The following is a 23,174-nucleotide window of genomic DNA, read 5'->3' as shown; positions in this document are numbered from 1 at the left end:
TTCAGGCATAAGACGCTTCAGCACCGAGGATTTTGAAAACCTGCAGGATCGCCGCCATGTTTTCCGCCTCGATGGCGATGCCCAGGGTCTCTTGGATCCAGCCGCCCAGCCGGGTCTTGGCGTAGTCGGCGGTCAGGCCCTCGCGCTTGTGCACCAGGCCCAGGCGACCCGCGCGGTAGTGGTACGAGGCGATGGCGTGACGCGAGGCGATGCCCGAAAGCCCGCCCTCCGCTTCCTTGCCGAAGCCCTCGCACAACAGGATGCGCTCGGGCTCGGGCAGTTCGGCGATGAAGGCGCGTGCGGCCAGCTGCACCGCCTGTGCGCTCAGGCCGTGCTCGGCCAGGCAACCGTCGAGGTCCTCGCCGGCGCCGATCTCGTCTTCGAGCTGCGCCTCGGTGATCTGGTCGCCGATGGAGAGCTTGCGGCGGAAAGAGCTCGCGCGCGTGCAGTCGATCAGGTAGCGCCGGAAGTACGCGCAGAGCGCGAAGGCGGTCGAAGGGGCGCTGTGACTTGCGCGCTCGTCGGCTTCATCGGGATCGGCATCGAGCCGCAGCACCTTCACGTAGATGAACTGCGCCACCAGCTCCTGCCGCCCTTCGCCCAGGATCTGCAGCTCGGGCGGATTGCAGGCCACGAGTGCATCGCCAACGATGCGGTACATGGTGCCCATGTCGTTCGAGGACAGCGTCTGCCGCCGCCGCCAGAGGCGGACAAGTTCAGTGCTTTCCGCGGACGAAAGGGTTTCCTGCATGGAGGGACAAGGTTCAGGCCAAGGTCGGGTCAGTCATCCACGCACACGCCTTCGCTCGGCACCAGGCACTGCGCCAGGCCCGCACCCACCGGGCCTCCGCGCGTGCGGATCGCCGACGACACCGCGGCCTGCGCCACGGCCAGACCGCGCGGCAGAAGAATCCACAGCTGGCCGCGCTCCTTCATGCGGCGTGCGTTGGTCGCGGCCGCCTGGCCGTTGCCGAAGAAATAGTCGGCGCGCACCGCACCGCGGATCGCGCCACCGGTGTCCTGCGCGATGGTCAGGCGCTGCATCGGTGCGCCGCTGCCGGGCGTGCGGGTCGAGACGAACACCGGGTAGCCCAGCGGCGTGCTGCGCGGATCGACCGCGATCGAGCGCCCCGCCGACAGCGGCACGCCGAAGGCGCCCACCGGCCCGCCCACGGGCGAGGTCGATTCCTTGAAGAACACGTAGCTCGGGTCCTTGATGCCCGACCCCGCCACCGCGCCGGCCGTGCGGCGCCCCGGCACCACGACCGCACCGCTGGCGGTGGGTCGTGCGAGCGTGAAGCCGCGCGTGCGGATGACGCTGCTGTCGACGGCGCCCACATCGTCATCGTCGCCATCGTCCAGCTGCAGTTCGATCGACGAGCCGCGCACCTTCACCGCGCTGCGCGGCTTGCCGTCGGCGGCCTGCGCGATCGTGGGACGGAAGGGCTGGCCGTTCTGCTCGGCATACGCCACGCGCACCACATCGCCGTTGGCCATCTTGATGCGGCCCGAGCCCTGGATCTGCATCTCGTAGAGCGCGGTGGCGCTGCTCACGAAGGCCAGCACCTTGGCGTTGGGCGCACCCTTGGTCTCGATCTCTTCACGGGTGTAGTACGGCAGCAGCTGCTTGCCCTCGATGCGCATGCGCACCTTGCGGTCGAGCGTGTCTCGGGTGATGGCCGAGAGGTCGAGCGCGTAGAGGCCGGGCGCGCCCATGTCGCGCGTGCTCAGGCCCGTCTGCACGACCACGTTGCGCCCCTCGACCTTCGCGGCCACCGTGCCGCTGCCGGCCGGGAGCTTGCGCGCGTCGGCGAACAGCATGTCTTCCGGCTGGCCGTACACGGGATAGATGAACGGCGCGCCGTAGGTGCGGCTGCCCGCGATCTCGGGTTCGAAGTAGCCGGTGACCACGCCATCGGGCTTGCGGTCGTCGTCGCGGATCTGGTAGGCCGAGAACTCGCTCTCGAAGAAGCCACGAATGGCGTTGCGGTTCTTGCCGTCGACCTTGGCTGCGCGGTCGCACACCTCTTTCCACTCGGCGCCGCGGCCGGTGAGCACCTTGCAGCTGCCCAGGAACGCGGGCCAGGTCTCGGCGAAATCGTCGCGCGACCAGCCCGGCATCGCATCGAAGCTGACCGCGGTGTAGGTGGCCAGCTGGGTCGAGAAGGTGCGCGCCTGGCCGGCCACGCTGGCGCCGGTCGAGGCGGGGCGCGAGCTGGTGGTGGTCGAAGCCGACGTGTCGGTGGCGGCCGTGGTGTTGGTGGTCGCGGCCGGCGGCGGGTTGGCGCAACCGGCAAGCGATGCGACGGCAGCGAAGGCAGCCCATCGGATCAGCGTGGAGGTGAAGCGTGGCGACTGTGAGGTATGCATGAAAGTCTCCTTGTCCGGAAAAAGCGGCCATCGAGCCGATGGGCCAACGTCTACAGACGATTACTTCTCGACGATTTTGAAATTCGCGACGCCATAGACGTCGTTGCACGGGGCGCCGGGCGCGCAGGTCGGCTTGCCCAGCAGCGGAGACGGACCGGTGCCGCGCGTGGCTTCGAGCGCCGAGAGCACCGGCAGCGGGAACTGCGGAAACACGCCGTCGTTCTGCACGCCGGAAGCACTGAAGTCGCGCTCGTGTTCGCTGACGAGCACGGCGAACTGGTTGGTGCCGGCGGGTCCGCCCGCGTCCATCGGCCACGAGGCGCGCGGCAGCGAGAGCGCGCTGTTGGCGGTGATCTTGTTGTACTTGTCCAGCAGGTTCGGGAACAGCAGGAACATCTCGCCCCCACTGGACAGCAGGAACACATAGACGAAGCCGTCGCGCTTGCTGCGGACCTCGAAGGCGAGCTTGTCCTTGCCGATGTTGACCTCGGGCTTCTTCGCGGTGGCCGTGACCTCGAAGCCGGGCGCGGCGCCGGCTGCGAGCGACTGCAGCGATTCGAGCGGCGTGCGCGGTGCTGCCGGAGGGGGCGGCGGTGGGGGTGGCGGCGGCGGGGTCGGTGTCTGCGCGACCTTGGTGTCGATCGGTGGCGGCGGTGCGGTGGTGGTGACGTCCGTCTTGCCCGCACCACCGGCGCGGCCCTGGTACCACCACCAGCCGCCGCCGGCGACGGCGGCCACGACTGCGACGGAAGCCAGTGCCGCGACGGTCTTGCCTTTGCCACCGCCGGTGCTGCTTGCAGCTCCCGGCGGGGGCGCTGGTGGCGGCGCTTTCTTGCCGGCGATCACCGTCGCGGCGTTTGCGTTGGAACCGGTGTTGTTGCCACCCGTGCGGGCGCCCGAAGGCGGCTGCGTGCGCGGCGTCGGCGCGATGCTGTGGCCGACTTCCAGGTCGAGCGCCGCGCGCAGGTCGGCCATCGACTGCGGCCGCTGCTCGGGCCGCACGCCCAGGCCCGCATCGATCGCCTGTAGCAGCCGGAGGCTGTAGCGCTGGCGCAGGATGTCGTTGCCCGCGAGCGGCACATAGCTGTCGGACAAAAGCCGCGCCACCGACGGCGGCGGCGCGCGGCCGCATACGGCCACATGCATCACGGCCGCGAGCGCGTAGACGTCGGTCCACGCGCCTTGGGACATGTCGGGCATCTCGGCGTACTGCTCGATGGGCGCATAGCCGGGCTTGAGGATGACGGTGATCGCCTGGGTCTTGTCGGTGATCACGCGGCGCGCGGCGCCGAAGTCGAGCACCACCGGGCGGCCGGAGCCTTCGAGCAGGATGATGTTGTCGGGCGCGATGTCGCGGTGGTAGCAGTTGGCGTTGTGCATCACGCCGAGCGCCTGGGTCACGCCGTCCATGATGCGGATGAGCCAGGCCTCGTCGACGCCTGCGGGGATCGCGACCAGAGCTTCCCTCAGCGTGTCGCCCCGGTAGAAGGGCATCACCATGTAGGTGGTGCCGCGCTCCTGCCAGAACCTGTAGACCTTCAGCAGCGAGGGGTGGTCGAACTGGGCGAGGAGGCGGGCTTCGTTGATGAAGCTGCGCATGCCGAGGTCGAAGGTTTCGCGGTGTCTCTCGGAGAGGGGGACTACGGTGCCGTCCTGCTGTCTTGTCGAGAGCGACGTCGGCAGGTACTCCTTGATGGCGACTACGCGTTCGAGGGCGTGGTCCCAGGCCTCGTAGACGACGCCGAAGCCGCCCTGGCCTATGACTCTGGTGATTTCGAATTCTGCGAGGCGGGCGCCTACGGGGAGGAGGCCGGCTTCGTGGGTTCCCGATGCGGGGCTGGTGACGGGGACGTTCGACAGGCTTGTGGTGCCGGCTGTGATGACGGTTGCGCTTGTGTCGCCGCCTGTGGCTGGCTGTTGCGGTGCGGGTCTGGAGACGACACGGGTGCGGTCGTCTTCCGGCGGGGGGGCGTTGTCGGTCATCGACCTGCTCCTGCGGGTTGAACGCCTTTTTGAATTTGCTTTCCGAGGCCGGGTCTCGCCCCGGCGGGCGACTTACTTTCTTTTGCTTCGCCAAAAGAACGTAAGCAAAGAAAAGGCGACCCCACTGTCTGCGACCCCTTCGCTGCGCTACGGGGCAACCTGCGGTGCTCGCGTTTCGCGGGGTCCGCAGAACTCGCTTCGCTCAAACAGCTGCGGCCCTGATCCGCGAAACGCTCCGCTCCTCGGCGCAGCCAGAGGGGGGTGGGTACCGGACAAGCCATCGCTTCGCTCGGCTTGTGATCGGGCCTTTGCTTCGCTCGGCTTGGGCTCCCTCTCCACCTGGGGAGAGGGTTGGGGAGAGGGTCGACGGCGCAGGAACACCGCCTCGCTTGCATGAACGCCGATGTCCTCACCCCAACCCTCTCCCAGAGGGAGAGGGAGAAAGAGCAATCCAAGCCGAACAAAGTGAAGGCCCGAAGGGTCTCCAGGGCCGAGCGCAGCGATGGCCCGTTGGTCTCCAAAGCCCTTCTGGCTGCGCCGAGGAGCGCAGCGTTTCGCGGATCAGGGCTCGCAGCTGTTTGAGCGAAGCGAGTTCTGCGAGACCCCGCGAAACGCGAGCACCGCAGGTTGCCCGTAGCGAAGCGGAGGGTCGCAGACAGCAGGGTCGCCTTTTCTTTGCTTACTTTCTTTTGGCGAAGCAAAAGAAAGTGAGTCGCCTGCCGGGGCGAGACCCGGCCTCGGAAAGCAAAAGGAAGCAAGGAGCTCATTCCCCACCCCCAAGAAACAAAGCCTCGAACTGCGCATCGCGAGGCAATCCAGTAACCAGCATCCGAACCCCGCCCTCAACAGCAGGATCCCCAAGCCACAACGAAGCCCCCGCCGCAGGCAGTTCCAAAGACTCAATGCCAACAGCCCCTTCGCCGGCAGCCGTCACAAACAAGCGCCCGAGAACAGCATCGAACCTGAGCGCATCCAGATCCCCATCCAGCCCTTCAAGCGCCGCCTGAATCCCCAACGCCCACCAGTGCAGCGCCGCACCCAGCGCCTCCCCCTGGAGCACATCAGAACCCTCGCCCAGTTCCACGGCAAGAGTGAACGGAAAGTACCGTCCAACGCCATCGACAGAAGGCATCAACACCCCGATCCACGCCCGCTCGCCAGCCACCTGCGGCCCGAGCGCAAAGCACCAGATCGGCGCCTCGAGGTAATGCGCAGTCCAGTCCGCATGCCGATCCCGCAGCCGCGCAAGCCCGCGCTGCAACCACTGATCCCACACCGACCGAAACGACTCCGGCAACCGCCGATGCGCAAAGTCCCCCATGCCGGGCAACTTGCCAAACCATCCAGGCAATTCAGCCGAGGCAAAGAGGGATGAAGAAGTAGAAGAAGAGGCCAGACTCACAACCCCTCCGGACAAGAAAACTCCCGCAGCTCGCGCAACCGGATCGGATGCTGCACGCTGTTCGTCGTCACCTCGAAGCGCGTCTTTCGCGCGCCGATCTGGAAGGTGATGAAGAACTTCTCCGGCGCATCACCGGCTTCGAGTTGCCCATCGTCCAGCGCACGGAACAGCGCCCACGGCCCATCCACCGCCGAGCCGGAACTGCCGGTCGTCGACGGCGGACTCACCTGGATACGCACCTGGTTGCTGCCCTTCGGGCCGGGCCACTGCACCGCCATCGGCACCACGGGACCATGCGCGTACTTCACGAGCTGGCCATCGACATCGAGGATGAACTGGGTGATGCCCGCATCCATCTCCACCGGCTTGAAGTCCAGCCGCATCGAGGGGCCCCGGCCACCGGCGCGGAAGAAGATGTCCTTGATGCGCGCGGCGCGCTCGAACTGCGCGAGCGCCTGCGTGGTGATTGCGCCGCGCTCGGCCACGGGCTTGTAGCGCCACGGGCGTGTGCTGGTGTCGACCAGCGCGGCCAGGCGCTTCTGGAAGAAGTCGTCCATCAACCCGCCGGCGCCGAACATCTGGCCGAAGTCCTCGGGCAGCACGTCGCGCTTGCTGGTCGGCGAGAACGGATAGCGGCCCGCGATGGCGCGCGCACAGAACTCGGTCACCGGGCGCAGGTCCTGGCTCAGGTTGCCGCGCTCGGCCACCTGCGCTTGCGCGGCGCCCGACTGGCTCAGGTTCTCGACCATCGAGCGCACCGGCTCGGGCAGGCGGCCGGCGTCGGCCTTGAGCTTGCCGGCCACGTCGCCGGGCGGCGGCGAGGTGCGGCCCTTCACGGCCGTGTCGACCGCGTTCAGGTACACGTACACCTCGTTGAAGAGCTTCAATGCATCGTCGATCGGCGCGGGCTGGCCGGGCGCGGCGGCGGTGACCAGGCGGCGCAGCGGCTCGAAGCGGTCGTCCACGATGCTCTCGATGCGCTTGCCGGTCGCCACCGGCTTGTTGGGGTCGCCGCCGAACAGGTCTTCCAGGCCCTTGCGCGTGTTCGCGACGGTGGCGGTGGCCTTGCTCACCACGTCCTTCGGTTGGTCTGCGGGGATCAGCGTGGTCTCTTTCACCACGGCGCGCAGGAAGTTCGCGAGCGGCGAGCTCACGCCCGAGAGGATGCGCGCGGCCTCGATGTTCTTCTCCAGGCCGGTGGCGCGGATCAGGCGCACATCGGCGAGCAATGCTTCCCACTGCTTCACGTACTCGGCGAGGTAGAGGCGGCGCACGCGGTCGGTCAGCGCGCCGAGCGCGGCCACGTCGCGCAGGCGGTCGGCGGCGCCCTTGTCCTGCCCGAGCACCCACGGGTCTTCGGCGGCGAGCAGGCCGGTGAGCACCGTCACCTCGTTCTGGAAGCGCTTGTGATAACCGTCGTAGGTGAACATGCCCGGCACGCCTTCGGTCAGCGGCTTGCCGCTGATGCGCTCGAACACGAGCGGTGCCGACGGGCCGGCGGCCGTCGCCACGCTGAAGGCCGGGATGTCCTTGGTCGCGCGCTGGCGCTTGAGGCGGCTGAACACGCGCTGCTCCAGCGGATAGCTCGCGAGCACGGCGCGCACGCTGCGCACCAGGTTCTCGTCCATCTTGAGCGGCGAGCGCGGCGGGCCCTGCGCGATGAGCACGTCGAGCTGGTCTTCGAGCGCCTGGCGCTGGTCCTCGGGAATGCCGCGGTCCAGGCTGCGCGCCCAGTCGAGCGTGATCCAGGCCTTGAGCGCCTCGGGGTCGAAGTGCTCGGGCTGGTAGAGCATCAGATAGCTCTTGAGCGCTTCGTACGTGTATTCGAGGTTGTCCTTCTGCGCGGTGCGCAGCTGGTCCTCGATGCGCTTGGCGATCTGCGGCAGGAACACGTCGTTGAGCGCGCGCTGGTGCGCGAGCCGCGCTGCGGCATCGAGCTTGTCGCCCTGGTAGAGGCCCAGCGTCATGCTCAGCGGCTCGTCGCCCTGGCGGTTCTCGGGCGTCTTCCAGATGTCCCGTATGCCCTGCATCACGGGCGCCACCTCGACCAGGTTCTGCAACTGCACCGGCAGGTTGGCCAGGCTCTTCTGCGCAGGCACGGCGCGGGCCTCGACCGACTTCAGGTAGTTCGTGTTCTGCCAGGTGCTGTAGCCCCAGCCCGCGATGAGGCCGACGGTGACCAGCGTCATCGCGGCCACGCCCGTCATGCGCAGCAGGTGACGGCGGCGCTCCAGCTTCACGTCGGCGCCCGCGAGGCGCTGCTCGGGGAACACCACGTCGCGCAGCAATGAAGTGAGGAAGTAGCTGCGCCCGCTCGACTTCTGCGGCGCGAGCATCGCGCGCTCGATGCCGAAGCTGCGCGAGAGGCTGCCCATCACGCGATCGATCGGGCTGCCCTCCTGCGTGCCGCTGGTGAAATACACGCCGCGCACCCACGGCGGCTGCGCGAAGCGCGAGCCGGTGAACACCTGGTCGAGCAGGTCCGACAGCAGCGAGCCGATGGAGCCGAACTGCGCCGGGAACCCGAAGATCGCCGCGCGGCGCGTGCCGTCGGTCTCGCGCTGCATGCGCGGGATGAGGCCGTCGTTCACGCGGTTGTGCAGCAATGCGAACTCGCGGTGGAAGGCGGTGGAGAGGCCCTTCTCCTCGGTCTGCACGTTCTCGTCGGCCGGCAGCGTGAAGCCGAAGACCTGCGCGCGCTGCTCCTTGCCCAGGTCGTCGAAGTAGTCGGTGAAGCCGTAGAGCAAGTCGCTCTTGGTGACGAGCACGTACACCGGCAGGCGCGTGGTGAGCTTGCTGTCGAGTTCGAGCAGGCGCGCGCGGATCGATGCGGCCAGCTGCGTGCGCTGCTCGGGGCCCTGGCTCAGCAGGTCGGCCACGCTCACCGTGAGGAACACGCCGTTGAGCGGACGGCGCGGGCGCGCCTTCTTGAGCAGGCCGAGAAAACCTTCCCACGCATTCTTGTCTTCGGTCTGGTGGCTGTCCTGCGTGGTGTAGCGGCCGGCGGTGTCGATCAGCACGGCCTCGTCGGTGAACCACCAGTCGCAGTTGCGCGTGCCGCCCACGCCGCGGATCGCACCGGGGCCGAACTTCTCGGCGAGCGGGAACGAGAGGCCCGAGTTCACGAGCGCCGTCGTCTTGCCCGCGCCCGGTGCGCCGATGAACACGTACCACGGCAGGTCGTACAGGTAGCTGCCGCCCGAGATCGACATCCAGTCGCGCCAGCCCGGCTTCTTGCCGGCGGCGTGCAGGCGCATCTGCTTCAAGGTGGCGACGGCTTCGCTGAAGCGGGTGTCCAGGATCTTCTGCTCGCCGTTGACCGGCGCATCGGTCTTCACGGTCGGGGCCTTCATGAGGCCATCGGTCAGGTGCTGGCTCGCACGGCGCGCGCGCCAGCGCCGCCACAGCACGCGCAGCACCACGAGGAGCACGATGGCGCCGATCAAGAGCCAGCGCGCCATCTCGCTCTCGAGCGGCGCGAGCGAACCGATCTTCACCAGCGGGCCGATCCACCAGATCAGGAGCCCGACGACGATGAGCGCAAGCAGCGTCAGCAGCAGCGGGCTGAACAGGAAGCCGAAGATTTTCTTGATCATTTCGTCGCTCCTGGAACGGGAGCAGCCGGGGCCGGGGCCGGTGCGGCGGAAGCAGCGACGCGCTCGGGCTCGGTCAGCAGCACGATGTCCACGCGGCGGTTGCGCGCCCGGTTGGCGGGCGTGTCGTTGGCGGCCACGGGCTCGGCATCGGCCTTGCCGTCGGAGCGCATGCGCGCGGGATCGACCAGCGTGGTGAGCGCGCCCTTCACCGCATCGGCCCGCGCGGCCGAGAGGTGCCAGTTCGACGGATAGCGCAGCGACCGGATCGGCTGGTTGTCGGAATGGCCGGTGATGAGCACCTCGCCCTTCACCTCGGCCAGCGCCTGTCCGATGCGGCGCAGCACCGGCAGCGACGCGGCCATCGGCTCGGCGCTGCCGGAGCCGAAGAACGAATCGCCGCGCAGGCGCACCACGCTGCGGTCGGCCTCGTCGGTCACGGTCACGAGCCCTTGCTTGACTTCAGGCTCGAGGAAGCGCGCGAGCCGCGGCGTCTTCGCGGGCGGTGCCGGCGGCGCGATCTGGATGTTGGGCACGCGCAGGCCCGAGACGGCCGCATACGTGGTGTCGGAGCGGTTGTTCAGCATGAGCCGCATGCCGACCCACGCGAGCGCGAGCAGGAATGCAAAGCCCGCCGCGAACACCCACAGCGGCAGCGATTCGCGCAGCCGCACCGTGCCCGCGCCCTGCCCGCGCCAGTGCGGCGAGAGCTCGGGCTCGAGCTGCGGGCGGTCCTTGGCGATCAGGTCGGCCAGGCGCTGGCGCACCGAATCGAGTTGCGCGCGGCCGTTGTCGACCACGCGGTAGCGGCCTTCGAACCCGAGCGCGAGCACGCTGTAGATGAGTTCAAGCAACTGGCGGTGCGTGGGCACGTCCTGCGCGAGCTTGGCGAGCAGCTGGAACACCTTTTCGCCGCCCCAGGTCTCGTTGTGGAACTGCACGAGCAGGCTCTGCTTGTTCCAGCCGGCCTGCACGCCCCAGGGCGTGTTGGCCACGGCCTCGTCGAGCGCGGTGCACAGCACGTAGCGCGCGGCGAGCACCGATTCGTTGCTCACGCCCGAGCGGCGCGCGCTCGCGTCGAACTGATTCACCGCATCGGCGGTGGAGGCGCGCAGCGCCGGCACATTGGGCGGCTGCGCGAGGTTGCGCAGCTTGCCGATCAGCACCAGCAGCTTGCCCGCCGCCGACACCAGCGGATTGAGCAGGCCGATGTCGCCGACCTCGACTGCGGGCGTCGGATCGGCGCCGCCGAAGAACGGCGCGGGCGCAGCGGCCGGCGGGGTGCCGGCCGGCGTGCGCGGCTTGGGTTTGATGACCGTGCGCTCCGACTCGAAGGCGGCAAAGGGATCGGGAGGTGTGCTCATGATGGTGTTCCGTTTCCGTCAGCCGGTGCGGCTAGGAACGAATGGCCCAGAACGCGAGATCGAGGCCGGGAAAGTCGCCGGCGATGTGCATCGCGATGCCGCCGGATTGCTCGAGCTGGCGCCACAGGTCGCTGTTGCGCGTTTCGAGTTCGAAGTAGTTGGCGCCCGTGTGAAACGGAATCTGGCGCGGCGCGACCGGCATCGGCGTGAGCGTGACGCCCGGCAGTGCGAGGTTCACGAGGTCCCGGATGCGCTCGACCGGACCGATCTTCACCTGCGTGGGGAAGCGTGCGCGCAATGCTTCGCTCGGCATGTTCGCGTTCACCGCGAGCACGAAGGTCGCCTTGCGCTGCAGCTCCACGTCGGTGACCATCGCCACGCGCACGCCGTGCTTGCGGTCGTGCAGCTCGATGCGGATGGCCGACTGCTCGAACACCATCGAGAGGCTGCGGCGCAGGTCGTCCATCACCGGGCGGAAGCTCAGCGCGAGGTCGTCGTGGATGTAGGGGCCGAAGCGCGCCACGCGGCGCGAATCGCGAAAGCTCGAGAGGTCGCCGGCCAGCCCGAGCGCATGCTCGAAGAAGTGCTGCGGATGCAGCATCGCGCTCTTCGCCAGGTGCGCGAAGATGGCCTCGTTGCGGTTCACCGCCTGCAGCAGCATGAAGTCGGCGATCTCGGCCACGCCGCCGGTGCCGCCCTGCGTCATGCGGCCGGCCAGCGCCTCGCCGCGCTGGCGCAGCAGGCCCAGCAGTTCGTCGAGCCAGGCACGGATCACCGCATGGCCGGCCACGTCGAGCAAGGGCGGGAGCATCCCGCGGTCGAGTTGCACCTGGTTGTCGGTACGGCGCTCGACCACGCGGGCCACGCCCATGGTGGTCCAGGCGTCGGTGGCTTCGCTGGCGCGCATGAGGCGCGTGTGGAGCTGGCCCAGCTGCAGCATCGCGGTGCGCTCGCCGGCGGTGTTGGAATCGGGCACCTCGGACTCGAGCACGCGGTGGCGCACCAGCTCTTCATAGTCTTCGGCATCGGCCTCGCGGGCCCCCGCGCGGCGCAGCGGCAGCGCGAGCACCACGGCTTCGTCGCGCAAGGTGGAAGGAATGTCGATGGGCTCGGGCAGCGGATCGACCGCCGGCATGTCGAACACCGTGCCGTCGCCGAAGATGCCGACCGCGCGCACCAGCGCGAGCTTGCCCAGCGTGAGCGCGGCCTGGTCGATCTCGAGTTCGGCAAAACCCCAGGCGTAGGGCGTGGTCGAACGCAAGAGCACATGCCTCGCATGATCGGCATGACGCTCGCTCTGCTGCAGGTGCTGAGGCTGCAACAGCATCCCCTCGCTCCAGACCACTTTTGTTCGCCAACTCATCCGCACTCCGTCAACGGCAAGGGTTGCCTGAAAGAAACACGAAGTTTCCGGCGCGGAGGGCGGCGGGCAAATCCGCCTAATGGCCTAGATGGAGCGGTTTGGAGCTACGGCGAAGGGACTAGATGCAGGGTCCCGACACCAGCGGGTCAGCGCCCGCCGGCACGCAGGGTCTGGACCTGCTCGGCGTACGCCTTCTCGATGCGCTGCAGCCGCTGCGCGCGCGCCGCCTCGTTCACCCAGGCGGCGGCCATGGCGCGCTGCTTGCCGAGTTCGTACTCCAGCCGCGCCTCGGGCAGGAGCGCGCTGTCGTCGGCCGCGGCGTAGCCGTAGGCGGCGCGCAGGCTCTTGAGTACTTCGCGCTCGGCGTCGGCGCGCGGGCCCTTGCCTTGCCCATAAGTGACGAGGAAGTTCTGCAGCTTCGCCTGGAACTCAGGCGGGTAGTTGCGCCGCACCACCATCGGCGCGCCGGGCGGCGGCGTGGACTCCCAGATGACCTGGAGCCGCTCGGCCTCGATCGGGAACTGCTCGCGGAAGCGTTCGAAGTCGGTGGTGTTGTTGGTGGCCACGTCGGCGTCGCCGTTGGCCACGGCCAGCGCGGTGGCCTGGTGGGTGCCGACGAACTCGCTGCGAAAGCGGGTTTCCATCTCGATGTTGTTCGGCAGGAAGAGCTGGCTCTGCGGCACGACGAAGCCGGTGACCGAGCGGCTGTCGCCGCGCGCGAGGCGCCAGCGCTCGGGCTGGGCAAGAACACTCTCCAGCGTGTTGAGGGGGCCGGCCTTGCGGGCGAGCAGCACCGCGCGGTGCTCGGGCATGCCGGGGCGGCGCGCGATCTGGGCCACGACCTTCATGCGGCGCTGCATCACGGCATCGAGCGCCATCTTGGCGGAGAGAAAGGCCATGTCGATCTCATCGCGGCCGATGGCGCGGTCGAGCTCTTCGTACGACGGCACCGAGTACGCATTGACCGGGATGCCGAGCGCGCGGCTCATGTCGGCCATGAGCGGCGTCCAGAGGGCACGCGATTCGACGGTGCCGCCGAGCGGGAGCACGCCGAAGCGGATGGCCTGGAGGGACGGGGCGGGTTTCTCGTGCGTGACCTGCGCCAGGGCCGGCGCGGCCGGGAGCAGCACGGCGGCTGCGGCGAACGCTGCGGTCAGCAGATGCTTGAGTACGGAAAACATGTCGCGGTTCGGCTTGTAGGGAGCGCTGCTGTTCGATCAACGATCACCGTACATCACGATCACGCCCCGAACAGGGCACATCACACAACACGGCGCCCGGAAAAGCAAGGCGCTGTCCGCGTTTTCCACGTTGTCAGCTATCTCAAGGCGTGACGTCCTTGAGCACGCTCACCTGTTCCGCATACCCCGTCTCGATGCGCTGCAGGCGGGCCTGCCGCGCGGCGTCGTTCACCCACTGGGCCGTCACGGCGTTCTGCTTGGCCAGTTGGTAGGCCAGCTTGGCGGCCGGCTGCAGCGAACTGTTGTCGGCCGCCACGAAGCCGGCCAGGTCGTGCAGCGACTTGAGCACCACCCGCTCGGCGTCGCCGCGCGGACCCTTGCCGCGGCCGTAGGCGGTCAGGAAGGCCTGCACGCGGCCGCGCAGTTCGGCCGGGTACTCGCGCCGCACCACGATCTGCGCATGCGGAATGAGCTCCGACTCCCATATCACCTGCAGCCGCTGCGCCTCGGCCGGAAAGCGCAGCTTGAAGCGCTCGAAGTCGGCGGAGTTGTTGGTGGCCACGTCGGCCTCGCTGTTGGCCACCGCGAGCGCATTGGTCTGGTGGGTGCCCACCACCTCGCTCAGGAAGCGCGTCTCCATCGCGATGTGGTTCGGCAAGAAGAGCTGCAGCTGCGGCACGATGAAACCCGACACCGACTGCTTCTCGCCGCGCGCGATGCGCCAGCGGTCGGGCTGGTCGAGCAGGTCCTTCAGCGTGTTCAGGGGCGGCGTCTTGCGCGCCAGCAGCAGCGCGCGGTAACCGGGCAGGCCGTCGTGCCGCACGACCTGCGCCACCACCTTCATGCGGCGCTGGGTCACGGCGTCGAGCGCCATCTTTCCGGAGAGAAAGGCCATGTCGACCTCGTCGCGCTGGATCGCCTGCTCCAGCGCCTCGTACGAATTGACCGAAAGCACGCTCACCGGGCGGCCGATGGCGCGGCTCAATTCGGCCAGCAGCGGATCCCAGTCGCTGCGCGACTCGAAGGCGCCGCCCAGCGGCAGGATGCCGAAGCGCACGGGGGCGTTGTCCGGCGATGCCGCCTGGGCCGCCGCGGCCATCGGCAAGCCGACGAAAAACGCCAGGGCAGCTGCCCGGAAAACGGCAGGAACGACGGCAAGACAACGCAGTGAAGCCAGCATCTTTGGGGCCGAAAGGCGTAGGGTCGCTGGGGAGCAGCGGGTCTAACATGGGCAACGCGGACGCCATTAAATATCAAATACAAGTTAATTTCGTGATGTTTTTCCTGTCTTCCATGTTCGGCGCTGGCCTCCTAAGCTCGCGCCCCATGGATTCAAAGCATCGATGAACTGGAACTTCCGCGTCCTGCGTGGGCTTGCGCGCCTCACCTTCGCCCAGCAGCTGATCCTGCTCGCGCTGGTGCCGGCGACCGCCGCCACGCTGACCGCGATTGCCGTGCTGACGCGCCAGCACCTGGGCAACCTCACCGAGCTGATGCGCGCCAATGCGCAGACGGTGGCGCTGCAGGTGGCCACGGTGGCGCAGGCGCCGCTCTCGCGCATGGACAAGCGCGCCCTGCAGCGCACGGCCCAGTCGGGCACCTACCAGCCGCATGTGCAGCAGGTGCAGATCTGGACGGAAGACGGCGAGATCGTGGCCAATTCCGAAACCGTCGACCGCGCGCGCGGCGAGGGCCTGCAGGTGGTGGTGCCGATCGTGGCCGACGACGGCCGCCACAATGGCAAGGTGATGGTCGAGATCGGCCTCTCCGCAGTGCAGAACGCCCGCCGCTCGGTCTGGCTCAACGTGGCGGTGGTGCTGGCGTTCAGCCTGGTGGGCGTGGGCCTGGCCGGCTGGTGGGCGGCGCGGCGCATCAGCGAGCCGATCCGCGCGCTCGGCAAGGCGGTCGACCGCCTGGGCGCGGGCGAGGATGCGAGCGTGGCGATCGAGGGCACGCTGGAGGTGCAGCACCTGCAGCTGGGCTTCAACCAGGCGGCGCGCGCGCTCGCCGAGAGCCGCCGGCTGCTGCAGAGCCGCATCAACGAAGCCACGGCCGAGCTGGCGCGCAAGAACGCACTGCTCGAAGTGGCGAGCCAGGCCAAGACGCGCCTCCTGGCCGCCGCCAGCCACGACCTGCGCCAGCCGCTGCATGCGCTCACGCTCTTTTCCGACGGGCTGGCCAACGGCGAGACCGATCCGGTGAAGCTGCAGCGCATCGGCCACATCCGCGAATGCGTCGAATCGCTCGACCGCCTGTTTTCGGAACTGCTCAACCTGTCGCAGCTCGATGCGGGCGTGCTGCAGCCGCAGTGGGCCGACTTTCCGCTGGACCGCCTGTTCGACGAGATCAGCCGCAACTTCCGGCCGGTGGCCGAGCAGCAGGGCCTCCGGCTGGTGGCGCGCAAGACCGAGCTGTGGGTGCGCTGCGACTACGTGATGCTCTCGCGCATCCTGAACAACCTGGTGTCGAACTCGCTGCGCCACACGCTCGAAGGCGGCGTGCTCATCGGCGCGCGGCGCCGCGGCAAGGGCGTGCGCATCGACGTGGTCGACACCGGCGTGGGCATCGCCGCACAGCACCAGACGCGGGTGTTCGAGGAGTTCTACCAGGTGGAGTCGGCCAGCCGCCAGTCCTCGCGCGGTGCACGCGGCATGGGCCTGGGCCTCGCGACGGTGCAGCGGCTGGCGGAGCTCCTGAACACGCGCGTGGAGCTCAGCTCGCGGCTTCACAAGGGCACCTGCGTGCGGGTGCTGGTGCGCTCGGCGCCGGCCGCGCTGCCGGCGCCCGCGCCGTCGCCGGTGGCCGCGGGCATGGAGGAGGGGGAACCCAGCCTTGAGAACCTGCGCATCCTGGTGATCGACGACGAGCGCACGATCCTCGAAGGGCTCTCCGTGGTGCTCGCCAACTGGGGCGCCGAGGTGCTGGTCGCGCAGACCCGTGCCGAAGCGCTCGCGCTGGCCGACACCTGGGAGCAGCCGCCCGACGTGGTGGTGAGCGACCTGCTGCTGCAGGGCGGCGACAACGGCCTGGACGTGATCGCCGCGCTGGAACGCCATCCGCGCGGCATCGGCCCCGGCACCGCGCGCCTGCTGGTCACCGGCGAGACCAAGCCCGATCGCCTGCGCGAAGTGGCGAGCGCCGGCATCACGGTGCTCTACAAGCCGGTCTCGCCGCGGGTGCTGCGCCAGTCGATCCACGCGCAGCGCGTCGCGGCGCTGCTGAATATGGATACATAGTCCATCGGACATAGGCCGTGCGGCCGCCACGGTGTGAAGTTCGTCACGCTGGAACGGCGTCCCATGGACTGACATAGCCCCTCTGCCTTATCGCGCGAAACAGGGTGCGTCCTTACATTGGGTCATGCACCCTCGCTGCAGAAGCAGTCACATGTCCGTCGTCGCGAAACACCTCTCCCATCCCTTCCCCGGAAGGCTGCGTGGCGCCGTGCGCGCGGCGCTGGTCTTCGGCCTGACCGCGGGCGTGGCGGTCGGCCTGCTCGGCCTGTCGATGAGCAGTCGCGCGGCCGCGGCGCCCAGCCTCACCGTGCTGATGAGCGACGACAACCCGGCGCATTCGGAATTCGTGCAGCAGCTGCGCGCGAGCCAGGAGCCCGGCGGCCGCTTCGAGCTGGTGCGTCTCTCGCCGACCGGCGAGATGCCGCAGACCATCGAGACGGCCGGCGCCGATACCGAACCGCGCGCCAATGCGGGCGTGCGCACGCGCAGCATGCGGCCCTCGGCGGCCGACGCGAACCTCACCATGGCGGTGGGCGTCGCGGCCGCGCGCGCCGCCGTCGAACGACCCGGACAAGAGCCGCTGGTGCTCGCGATGCTGAGCCGCCTCGACTACGAAGCGCTGAAGGCCGCGAGCCCGTCCTTGAAGCGCAGCGACCGCCGCGTGGGCGTGCTGCTGCGCGACCCGGCCATGGCCGACCAGCTTGCGCTCATCGGCGCGGTGCTGCCGCAGAAGCACCGCATCGGCGTGGTCGCCACGCCCGAATCGGAGCCGCTGGTGCGCGAACTGCAGCGCGCCGCGCAGGGCGCCAACCCGGCGTGGGACGTGCGCGTCGAGTACGCGCCCGATGCCCGGTCGCTCGCCGCCGCGCTGCGCACCGTCGTGCCGCTCAGCGATGCATTGATGGTGCTGCCCGACCTGATCGGCGACAACCAGGCGGCCACGCTGTCGGTGTTGCGCGCGGGCGCGGGCGCGGGCGTGCCGGTATTCGGCGCCAGCGAGGGGCTGGTGCGTTCGGGCGGCCTGGCGGCGGCGGTGTCGACGCCGTCGCAACTCGCACAGCAGGCGCGCCTGCTGGGCCAGAAAGTGGCGAGCGCAAGCAACAACAGCAGCAGCCCGCTGGTGGAGGCCGCAACGCCCGCCACCGTGCGCGTCAACGCCACCGTGGCACGCGGACTCGGCCTGCGCCTGCCGGAGGAACGGGAACTGACCGACCGTCTCGCGGCCACGCGATGAACGCCGCGCCACCCCGCCCAGGTCCGGCGCCCACCGGCGACGACGCGGCGCAGCCGCGCAATGCGTCCGCACTGGTGGTGCGCGGCAACCTGCAGGGCGACCTGTTCCGCCTGGGCGTGGTGCCGTGCGCGGCGGTGGCGCTCGCGCTCACCGGCTGGTTCACCCACAACCGGTTGCAGACACTTGAAGCCCAGTTCGATGCCGAAGGCCAGGCCGTGGCGCGCCAGGTGGCGGCCATGTCCGACCTGAGCCTGTACGCAGGCGATGTGCCGGCGCTGCAGAACGTAGCCAACGCGGCGCTGCGCGGCGGGCAGGTGATGCGGGTGGAGATCAGCAACAGCGCGGGCGTATACGTGACGGCCGGGCCCAAGACCGAATCGCTCGCGCAGCTGCGCATGTTCACCTCGCCGGTCACGCTGCGCGAAGCCTCGCGCGCCAGCGCCTTCGCGCCCGCGGGCTCCACCGCGGCGGGCGACACGCCCATCGGCCTGGTACAGACCTTCCGCGACACCACGGCCTATGCGCGCGAGCGCAGCCGTTCCCTCATGGCGGGCATCGGCATCGCGCTGGTCGCGCTGCTGGCGGCATGGGCGTCGGTGCGCCACATGGCGCGCACGGTGGCGCGGCCGCTGCGACGGGTGTCGCGCACCGTCGCCGCGCTGGAAGCGGGCCACTTCGACATGCGCTGCGAAGTGGTCGAGGGCGGCACCCGCGGCACGCACGAGCTGGCCGTGCTCGCACACGACATCGACCGGCTCGCCGAGCGCTTGCAGCACAACCGCCAGGTCAGCGAGGAGCGGGTGCGCGAGGCCACGGCCGTCGCGCTGCAACGCATGGCCGAGGCCGAGCAGGCGGCGCTCTCTCGCGCACGCTTCCTCGCGGCCGCGAGCCACGACCTGCGCCAGCCGCTGCATGCGATGGGCCTCTTCATCGACGGCCTGCTGCCGAGCGCCACGCCGGCGCAGCGCCCGGCCGTGCTGCGTCTGCAGGAGAGCACCGAGTTCATGGGCGTGCTGCTGGACGACCTGCTGGAGATCTCGCGGCTCGATGCGCAGGTGCTCACGCCGTCCATCACCCGCATCTCGCTGGCCGCCCTCTTCGACCAGCTCGATGCGCAGCATGCCGCCACCGCCATCGAGGCGCGCGTGCGGCTGCGCTGGAGCGACCGGGGCCTCGCGGTGCGCACCGATGCGGCGATGCTGCAGCGCATCGTCAACAACCTGGTGGCCAATGCGCTGCGCCATGCGCCCGAAGGCGGCACCGTGCTGGTGGCCGCGCGGCACAGCGCGTCGGGTGTGCGCATCGAGGTGCGCGACAACGGCGTGGGCATCGCGCCGATCCACCAGGGCCGGATCTTCGAGGAGTTCTACCAGGTGGCGAACACCGAGCGCGACCGGCGCCGCGGCTTCGGCCTCGGCCTCGCGATCTGCGCGCGCATTGCCACGCTGCTGGGCACCCGCATCACCGTGCGTTCGGCGCTGCAGGCCGGCAGCACCTTCGCCTTCACGCTGCCCGCCGCGCGCGCCGCCGATGTCGTGCTGCCCGAGCCCGCGCCCGTAGCGCCCGCGCCGCTTGCGGGCCTGCGCTGCCTTGTGGTGGACGACGACCCCGCCATCCTCGACGGCAGCCGCGCGCTGCTGGAACAGTGGGGCTGCGATGTCGAATGCGTGACCACCGGCGCCGAGGCCATCGCGCGGCTGGGCACCGGCGACATCCATTTCGATGCGGTGCTGTGCGACCTGCAGCTGGCCGGCGACGGCGATGGCGTGGATGTGATCGAGGCCGCCAAGCGCCTGCAGCCCGATGCGCTCGCGGTGCTGGTGTCGGGCGCGACCGGGCCCGAGGTGCTGCAGCGGCTGCGGCATGGCGGGGTGATGCTGCTGACCAAGCCGGTGCCGCCGGCGAAATTGCGCGCGCTGCTCACCACGCGCCGGCATGCGCACGTGGCCTAAGGCTCAAGCCGCTTCTGCGGTGCGCGAGAACTGCCGCCGATAAACCGTCGGCGACACCTTGAACGCCGAGGTGAAATGCTTGCGCAGCGACACCGCGGAGCCGAAGCCCGCGCCGGTGGCCACACGCTCGACCGGGTGGTCCGTGGTCTCGAGCAACCGTTGAGCCAACGCGAGGCGTTGGTTCTGGATCCACTGCCCCACCGTCGTGCCCGTCGATTCGCGAAAGCGCCGCGTGAAGGTGCGGCGACTCATCAACGCGCGGCGCGCGAGGTTGTCGAGCTCGTGCGGCACATCGAGGTGCTTGCCCAGCCATTCAAGCAGCGGCGCGAGACGATCGCGCTCGGCCGTCGCGGGCACGGGCTGCTGGATGTACTGCGCCTGCCCGCCTTGCCGATGCGGCGCCACCACCATGCGCCGCGCGGCGCGGTTCGCGGTCTCGGCGCCGTAGCGCACGCGCAGCAGGTGCAGACAGCAGTCGATGCCCGCCGCAGTGCCCGCGGAAGTGAGCACATCGCCGTCGTCCACGTACAGCACCTCGGGCTGCAGCATCACCTTGGGGTACTGCTTCGCGAACACGGCGGCAAGGTTCCAGTGCGTGGTCGCCGGCCGTCCATCGAGCAGGCCCGCCTCAGCCAGCACGAAGGCGCCGAGGCAGAGGCCCACCACCGTGGCGCCGCGCCGGTGCGCGGCCTGCAGCGCGCGGATCAACGCAGGCGGCGCGGGCCGGCCGTCGTCGCGCCACGAGGGCACCACCACGATCTGCGCCCGGCGGATCGCCTCCAGCCCATGCGGCACCACGAGCTCGAAGCCCGCATTGGTCTGCAGCGGCCCCGGCTCCGGCGCGCACACGCGCATGCGAAAGCGCGGCGCACCCGTCTCGGTGCGGTCCTCGCCGAACACCATGCAGGGCACGGACAGATGAAAGGGGCTGATGCCGTCGAAGGCAATGACGGCAATGGTTTCGGTGGCTGGGCGAGACATGGCCCGATCTTATCGATGAATGGCTGTCGGGCCACTTTCGACGAGCCGGCAAAGCGCGAACAATCAAGCCATACCAACCGAGAAGGAGCCAGACCATGAGCAACACCCCCACCCCGCGCCGCGCCCTCGTCGTGATCGACGTGCAGAACGAATACTTCGAGGGCGGCGGCTTGCCGATCGAGTACCCACCCATCCTGGACACGCTGCCCAACGTGACCAAGGCCATGGATGCCGCACGCGCCGCCGGCACGCCGGTCGTCGTGGTCCGCCACCATGCGCCCAAGGGCGCGCCGGTGTTCCAGGCCGACACGCACAACGGCCAGTTGCACCCCGAGGTCGCGAACCGCCCGCGCGACCACCTGATCACCAAGACCTTCCCGAGTGTGTTCACCGGCACCGACTTTGCCGACTGGCTCGCCCGCCACGAGATCGACACGCTGAGCGTGGCCGGCTACATGACGCAGAACTGCGACGCATCGACCGTGTTCGAGGCGATGCACCGCGGGCTGAACGTGGAGTTCCTGTCGGATGCGAGCGGCGCGCTGCCGTATGAAAACGCCGCGGGCAAGGTCACGGCGGAAGAGATCCACCGCGTCTTCAGCGTGGTGTTCCACAGCAACTTCGCGGCCGTGACTTCGACCGCGGCGTGGATCGCGGCGATGCAGGAAGGCCAGGCCATCGCGAAGGACAACGTGGTCATGTCCAACCGCCGCGCGCGCGGCGTCTGAAGCCAGCGGGCCGAGGGCAATCCGGGAGAGCGTGCACGCGGCGCGGGTGCTATGGTGGCCCCCGCAGCCGCCCGCACGGCCCGTGCAGAACGCCCCCGAGGACATCCCGCCATGCCCGACCTCTCTGCCCTGAAAGACATCCGCCCTTTCGTCGCGACCCCGAGCTACGGCGGCACCATGACCAGCCTCTACGTGCGCAGCCTTCTGGGCCTGGTCAACCTGGCGTGGGAACACCGGTTCCCGATGCAGACACGCTTTCTCGATGGCGACAGCCTGATCACGCGCGCACGCAATCGCCTCGTCGCGGAGTTCATGGCCGACACCCGCTGGACGCACCTGTTCTGGATCGATGCCGACATCGGCTTCGAACCCGAGGCCGCCCTGCGGCTGCTGTGCGCGGGGCGCGACGTGGTGGCGGGCATCTACCCGCACAAGACCGATGGCTGGCCCGCGGGCGGGCTTCGCGAGCCGCTGCCGGCCGGCGCCACGCGCGAGGATTTCGAGGCCCTGCACGCCAGCTTTCCGGCCAACGCATTCGACACCCGCCTGTCGGTGGATGCCGAGGGATTCATCGAGGTGCTGGATGCGCCCACCGGCTTCATGCTGATCGCGCGCAGCGTGTTCGAGCGCCTCGCCGCGGCCTATCCGCAGTTGCGCTACACACCCGAGCGCGCCGCCGATCCCGCGGTGCGCGACCTGCCGCACTACCGCTTCTTCGACGTGCTCGCCGAGCCCGACAACGGCGCCTACCTGGCGGAGGACTTCGCGTTCTGCCGCCGCTGGCAATCGATCGGCGGCCGGGTCTTCATCGATGCCCACTCCAACCTGTCGCACCAGGGCACGCGCACCTACACAGGCCACTTCGGCCGCGCACTGGCCGTGCGCGAAGGCCGGTGAACACGATGACGCAGACCGCAGGCACTGCCGTGGACCTGCGGGACATCCTCGCGCCAGAGCGGCTGACCGAGGTGGTCGATGTCGGGGCCAGCCCGATCGACGGCGACCCGCCCTATCTCGCGATGCTGCGGGCCGGGTTGTGCCGGGTCACGGGCTTCGAGCCGCAGGCGCAGGCGCTGCACGAACTGACACAGGCCCAGGGTCCCCTCGAGCGCTACCTGCCGTGGGCGCTCGGCGACGGCGGCATGCACACGCTGCATGTCTGCGCCGCGCCGGGCATGACCAGCCTGCTCGCGCCCGATGCGCAATCGCTCGCGCTCTTCGAGGCCCTGCAGCCGCTGGCCGAGGTTCGCGAACGGATCGCGGTGCAGACGCGGCGGCTCGACGACATCGCCGAGATCGCGCATCTCGATTTCCTGAAGATCGATGCACAGGGCAGCGAGCTCGCGGTGTTCCGCGCGGGCCGCGCCAAGCTGGCGCAAGCCGTGATGGTGCAGGCCGAGGTGTCCTTCGTCACGCTCTACAAGGACCAGCCGACCCAGGGCGAGATCGACCAGGAGCTGCGCGGCCAGGGCTTCGTGCCGCATTGCTTCGCCGCGGTGAAACAGTGGCCGATCGCGCCGTGCGTGGTGGATGGCGATCCGCGCCGGCCGCTGCACCAGTTGCTGGAGGCCGACCTGGTCTACATGCGCGACATCCGCCGCCCCGAGGCGATGGACGACGAGCAGCTGCGGCACCTGGCCCTGGTCGCACACCACTGCCACGGCTCCTTCGATCTCGCACTGCGCTGCCTGTTGCTGCTCGAAGAGCGCCGCGCGGTCGAAGGCGGTGCGCAGCAGCGCTACCTGCAACTGCTTGCCGCGCGCGGCGCCTGAGAGGGTCTGAACGCC

General features: G+C 69.4%; 16 protein-coding genes. 6 read left to right on the top strand and 10 right to left on the bottom strand.

Annotation, left to right across the window (positions count from 1 at the left end; genetic code table 11):
* Window position 1 precedes the first annotated feature (1 nt).
* The 9 genes from GNX71_RS03070 to phnD (GNX71_RS03030) form a co-directional block, all read right to left on the bottom strand.
* Entirely contained in the window at window positions 2-751 is a 750-nt protein-coding gene (locus GNX71_RS03070; RefSeq protein ID WP_206176968.1) for a hypothetical protein, read from the bottom strand.
* Window positions 752-780: 29 nt separating this feature from the next.
* Window positions 781-2,370 carry a murein transglycosylase A gene (locus GNX71_RS03065; protein WP_206176967.1) on the bottom strand — a complete coding sequence of 530 codons (1,590 nt, stop codon included), beginning with the start codon at window positions 2,368-2,370 and terminating at the stop codon, window positions 781-783.
* 60 nt (window positions 2,371-2,430) lie between these two features.
* Window positions 2,431-4,353: a serine/threonine-protein kinase gene (locus GNX71_RS03060; protein WP_206176966.1), complete on the bottom strand. Its 1,923-nt coding sequence runs from the start codon at window positions 4,351-4,353 to the stop codon at window positions 2,431-2,433.
* A gap of 763 nt (window positions 4,354-5,116) precedes the next feature.
* Complete coding sequence (tagF, locus tag GNX71_RS03055; protein ID WP_206176965.1) at window positions 5,117-5,755, bottom strand: type VI secretion system-associated protein TagF; 639 nt, start codon at window positions 5,753-5,755, stop codon at window positions 5,117-5,119.
* Complete coding sequence (gene tssM, locus GNX71_RS03050; protein ID WP_206176964.1) at window positions 5,752-9,351, bottom strand: type VI secretion system membrane subunit TssM; 3,600 nt, start codon at window positions 9,349-9,351, stop codon at window positions 5,752-5,754. Before tssM ends, tagF begins: the two co-directional genes overlap by 4 nt.
* Window positions 9,348-10,712 (bottom strand): DotU family type VI secretion system protein, encoded by a 1,365-nt coding sequence (locus tag GNX71_RS03045; protein WP_206176963.1) that lies wholly within the window; start codon window positions 10,710-10,712, stop codon window positions 9,348-9,350. Before GNX71_RS03045 ends, tssM begins: the two co-directional genes overlap by 4 nt.
* A 31-nt stretch (window positions 10,713-10,743) precedes the next feature.
* Window positions 10,744-12,075 carry a type VI secretion system baseplate subunit TssK gene (tssK, locus tag GNX71_RS03040; protein ID WP_206176962.1) on the bottom strand — a complete coding sequence of 444 codons (1,332 nt, stop codon included), beginning with the start codon at window positions 12,073-12,075 and terminating at the stop codon, window positions 10,744-10,746.
* Window positions 12,076-12,221: 146 nt separating this feature from the next.
* The gene (gene phnD, locus GNX71_RS03035) at window positions 12,222-13,256 is read right to left on the bottom strand and encodes a phosphate/phosphite/phosphonate ABC transporter substrate-binding protein (RefSeq protein WP_206176961.1); all 1,035 of its coding nucleotides are present in this window, start codon (window positions 13,254-13,256) and stop codon (window positions 12,222-12,224) included.
* A 142-nt stretch (window positions 13,257-13,398) separates the two neighbouring features.
* The gene (gene phnD, locus GNX71_RS03030) at window positions 13,399-14,436 is read right to left on the bottom strand and encodes a phosphate/phosphite/phosphonate ABC transporter substrate-binding protein (protein WP_206176960.1); all 1,038 of its coding nucleotides are present in this window, start codon (window positions 14,434-14,436) and stop codon (window positions 13,399-13,401) included.
* 163 nt (window positions 14,437-14,599) lie between these two features.
* On the opposite strand from phnD (GNX71_RS03030), the gene GNX71_RS03025 reads away from it, so the two are divergent.
* The 3 genes from GNX71_RS03025 to GNX71_RS03015 all read left to right on the top strand — a co-directional run bounded on the left by GNX71_RS03025 (window position 14,600) and on the right by GNX71_RS03015 (window position 19,678).
* Entirely contained in the window at window positions 14,600-16,492 is a 1,893-nt protein-coding gene (locus GNX71_RS03025; protein ID WP_206176959.1) for a hybrid sensor histidine kinase/response regulator, read from the top strand.
* Window positions 16,493-16,643: 151 nt separating this feature from the next.
* Window positions 16,644-17,726 (top strand): ABC transporter substrate binding protein, encoded by a 1,083-nt coding sequence (locus GNX71_RS03020; RefSeq protein ID WP_241027147.1) that lies wholly within the window; start codon window positions 16,644-16,646, stop codon window positions 17,724-17,726.
* Window positions 17,723-19,678, top strand: coding sequence for an ATP-binding protein (locus GNX71_RS03015; RefSeq protein WP_206176958.1), 1,956 nt, complete (start codon window positions 17,723-17,725; stop codon window positions 19,676-19,678). The genes GNX71_RS03020 and GNX71_RS03015 overlap by 4 nt, the downstream gene beginning before the upstream one ends.
* Window positions 19,679-19,681: 3 nt before the next feature.
* Here GNX71_RS03015 and GNX71_RS03010 read toward each other — a convergent pair whose 3' ends face one another.
* On the bottom strand, window positions 19,682-20,659 hold the full coding sequence (locus tag GNX71_RS03010; RefSeq protein ID WP_206176957.1) for a helix-turn-helix domain-containing protein: 978 nt from the start codon (window positions 20,657-20,659) through the stop codon (window positions 19,682-19,684).
* 95 nt (window positions 20,660-20,754) lie between these two features.
* Here GNX71_RS03010 and GNX71_RS03005 point away from each other — a divergent pair, with 95 nt between their 5' ends.
* The 3 genes from GNX71_RS03005 to GNX71_RS02995 all read left to right on the top strand — a co-directional run bounded on the left by GNX71_RS03005 (window position 20,755) and on the right by GNX71_RS02995 (window position 23,159).
* Window positions 20,755-21,387: a cysteine hydrolase family protein gene (locus GNX71_RS03005; RefSeq protein ID WP_206176956.1), complete on the top strand. Its 633-nt coding sequence runs from the start codon at window positions 20,755-20,757 to the stop codon at window positions 21,385-21,387.
* Window positions 21,388-21,498: 111 nt separating this feature from the next.
* Window positions 21,499-22,284: a hypothetical protein gene (locus tag GNX71_RS03000; RefSeq protein WP_206176955.1), complete on the top strand. Its 786-nt coding sequence runs from the start codon at window positions 21,499-21,501 to the stop codon at window positions 22,282-22,284.
* Between the two features lie 5 nt (window positions 22,285-22,289).
* The gene (locus GNX71_RS02995; RefSeq protein ID WP_241027146.1) at window positions 22,290-23,159 is read left to right on the top strand and encodes an FkbM family methyltransferase; all 870 of its coding nucleotides are present in this window, start codon (window positions 22,290-22,292) and stop codon (window positions 23,157-23,159) included.
* Window positions 23,160-23,174 lie beyond the last annotated feature (15 nt).

The sequence above is a fragment of the Variovorax sp. RKNM96 genome (assembly GCF_017161115.1).
Taxonomy (GTDB): domain Bacteria; phylum Pseudomonadota; class Gammaproteobacteria; order Burkholderiales; family Burkholderiaceae_C; genus Variovorax.
Note: the sequence above shows the minus strand (reverse complement) of the source record. Positions and strands in the feature narration are given on the sequence as shown.

What these genes read in the sequence shown, in the direction of transcription:
- GNX71_RS03015 (WP_206176958.1), top strand. Translation starts at nt 17,723, where the DNA reads ATGAACGCCGCGCCACCCCGCCCAGGTCCGGCGCCCACCGGCGACGAC.
- phnD (WP_206176961.1), bottom strand. Translation starts at nt 13,256, where the DNA reads ATGTTTTCCGTACTCAAGCATCTGCTGACCGCAGCGTTCGCCGCAGCC.
- GNX71_RS03020 (WP_241027147.1), top strand. Translation starts at nt 16,644, where the DNA reads ATGTCCGTCGTCGCGAAACACCTCTCCCATCCCTTCCCCGGAAGGCTG.
- GNX71_RS03005 (WP_206176956.1), top strand. Translation starts at nt 20,755, where the DNA reads ATGAGCAACACCCCCACCCCGCGCCGCGCCCTCGTCGTGATCGACGTG.
- phnD (WP_206176960.1), bottom strand. Translation starts at nt 14,436, where the DNA reads ATGCTGGCTTCACTGCGTTGTCTTGCCGTCGTTCCTGCCGTTTTCCGG.
- GNX71_RS03010 (WP_206176957.1), bottom strand. Translation starts at nt 20,659, where the DNA reads ATGTCTCGCCCAGCCACCGAAACCATTGCCGTCATTGCCTTCGACGGC.
- GNX71_RS03045 (WP_206176963.1), bottom strand. Translation starts at nt 10,712, where the DNA reads ATGAGCACACCTCCCGATCCCTTTGCCGCCTTCGAGTCGGAGCGCACG.
- tssK (WP_206176962.1), bottom strand. Translation starts at nt 12,075, where the DNA reads ATGAGTTGGCGAACAAAAGTGGTCTGGAGCGAGGGGATGCTGTTGCAG.
- GNX71_RS03070 (WP_206176968.1), bottom strand. Translation starts at nt 751, where the DNA reads ATGCAGGAAACCCTTTCGTCCGCGGAAAGCACTGAACTTGTCCGCCTC.
- GNX71_RS03000 (WP_206176955.1), top strand. Translation starts at nt 21,499, where the DNA reads ATGCCCGACCTCTCTGCCCTGAAAGACATCCGCCCTTTCGTCGCGACC.
- GNX71_RS03065 (WP_206176967.1), bottom strand. Translation starts at nt 2,370, where the DNA reads ATGCATACCTCACAGTCGCCACGCTTCACCTCCACGCTGATCCGATGG.
- GNX71_RS03025 (WP_206176959.1), top strand. Translation starts at nt 14,600, where the DNA reads ATGAACTGGAACTTCCGCGTCCTGCGTGGGCTTGCGCGCCTCACCTTC.
- tssM (WP_206176964.1), bottom strand. Translation starts at nt 9,351, where the DNA reads ATGATCAAGAAAATCTTCGGCTTCCTGTTCAGCCCGCTGCTGCTGACG.
- GNX71_RS03060 (WP_206176966.1), bottom strand. Translation starts at nt 4,353, where the DNA reads ATGACCGACAACGCCCCCCCGCCGGAAGACGACCGCACCCGTGTCGTC.
- GNX71_RS02995 (WP_241027146.1), top strand. Translation starts at nt 22,290, where the DNA reads ATGACGCAGACCGCAGGCACTGCCGTGGACCTGCGGGACATCCTCGCG.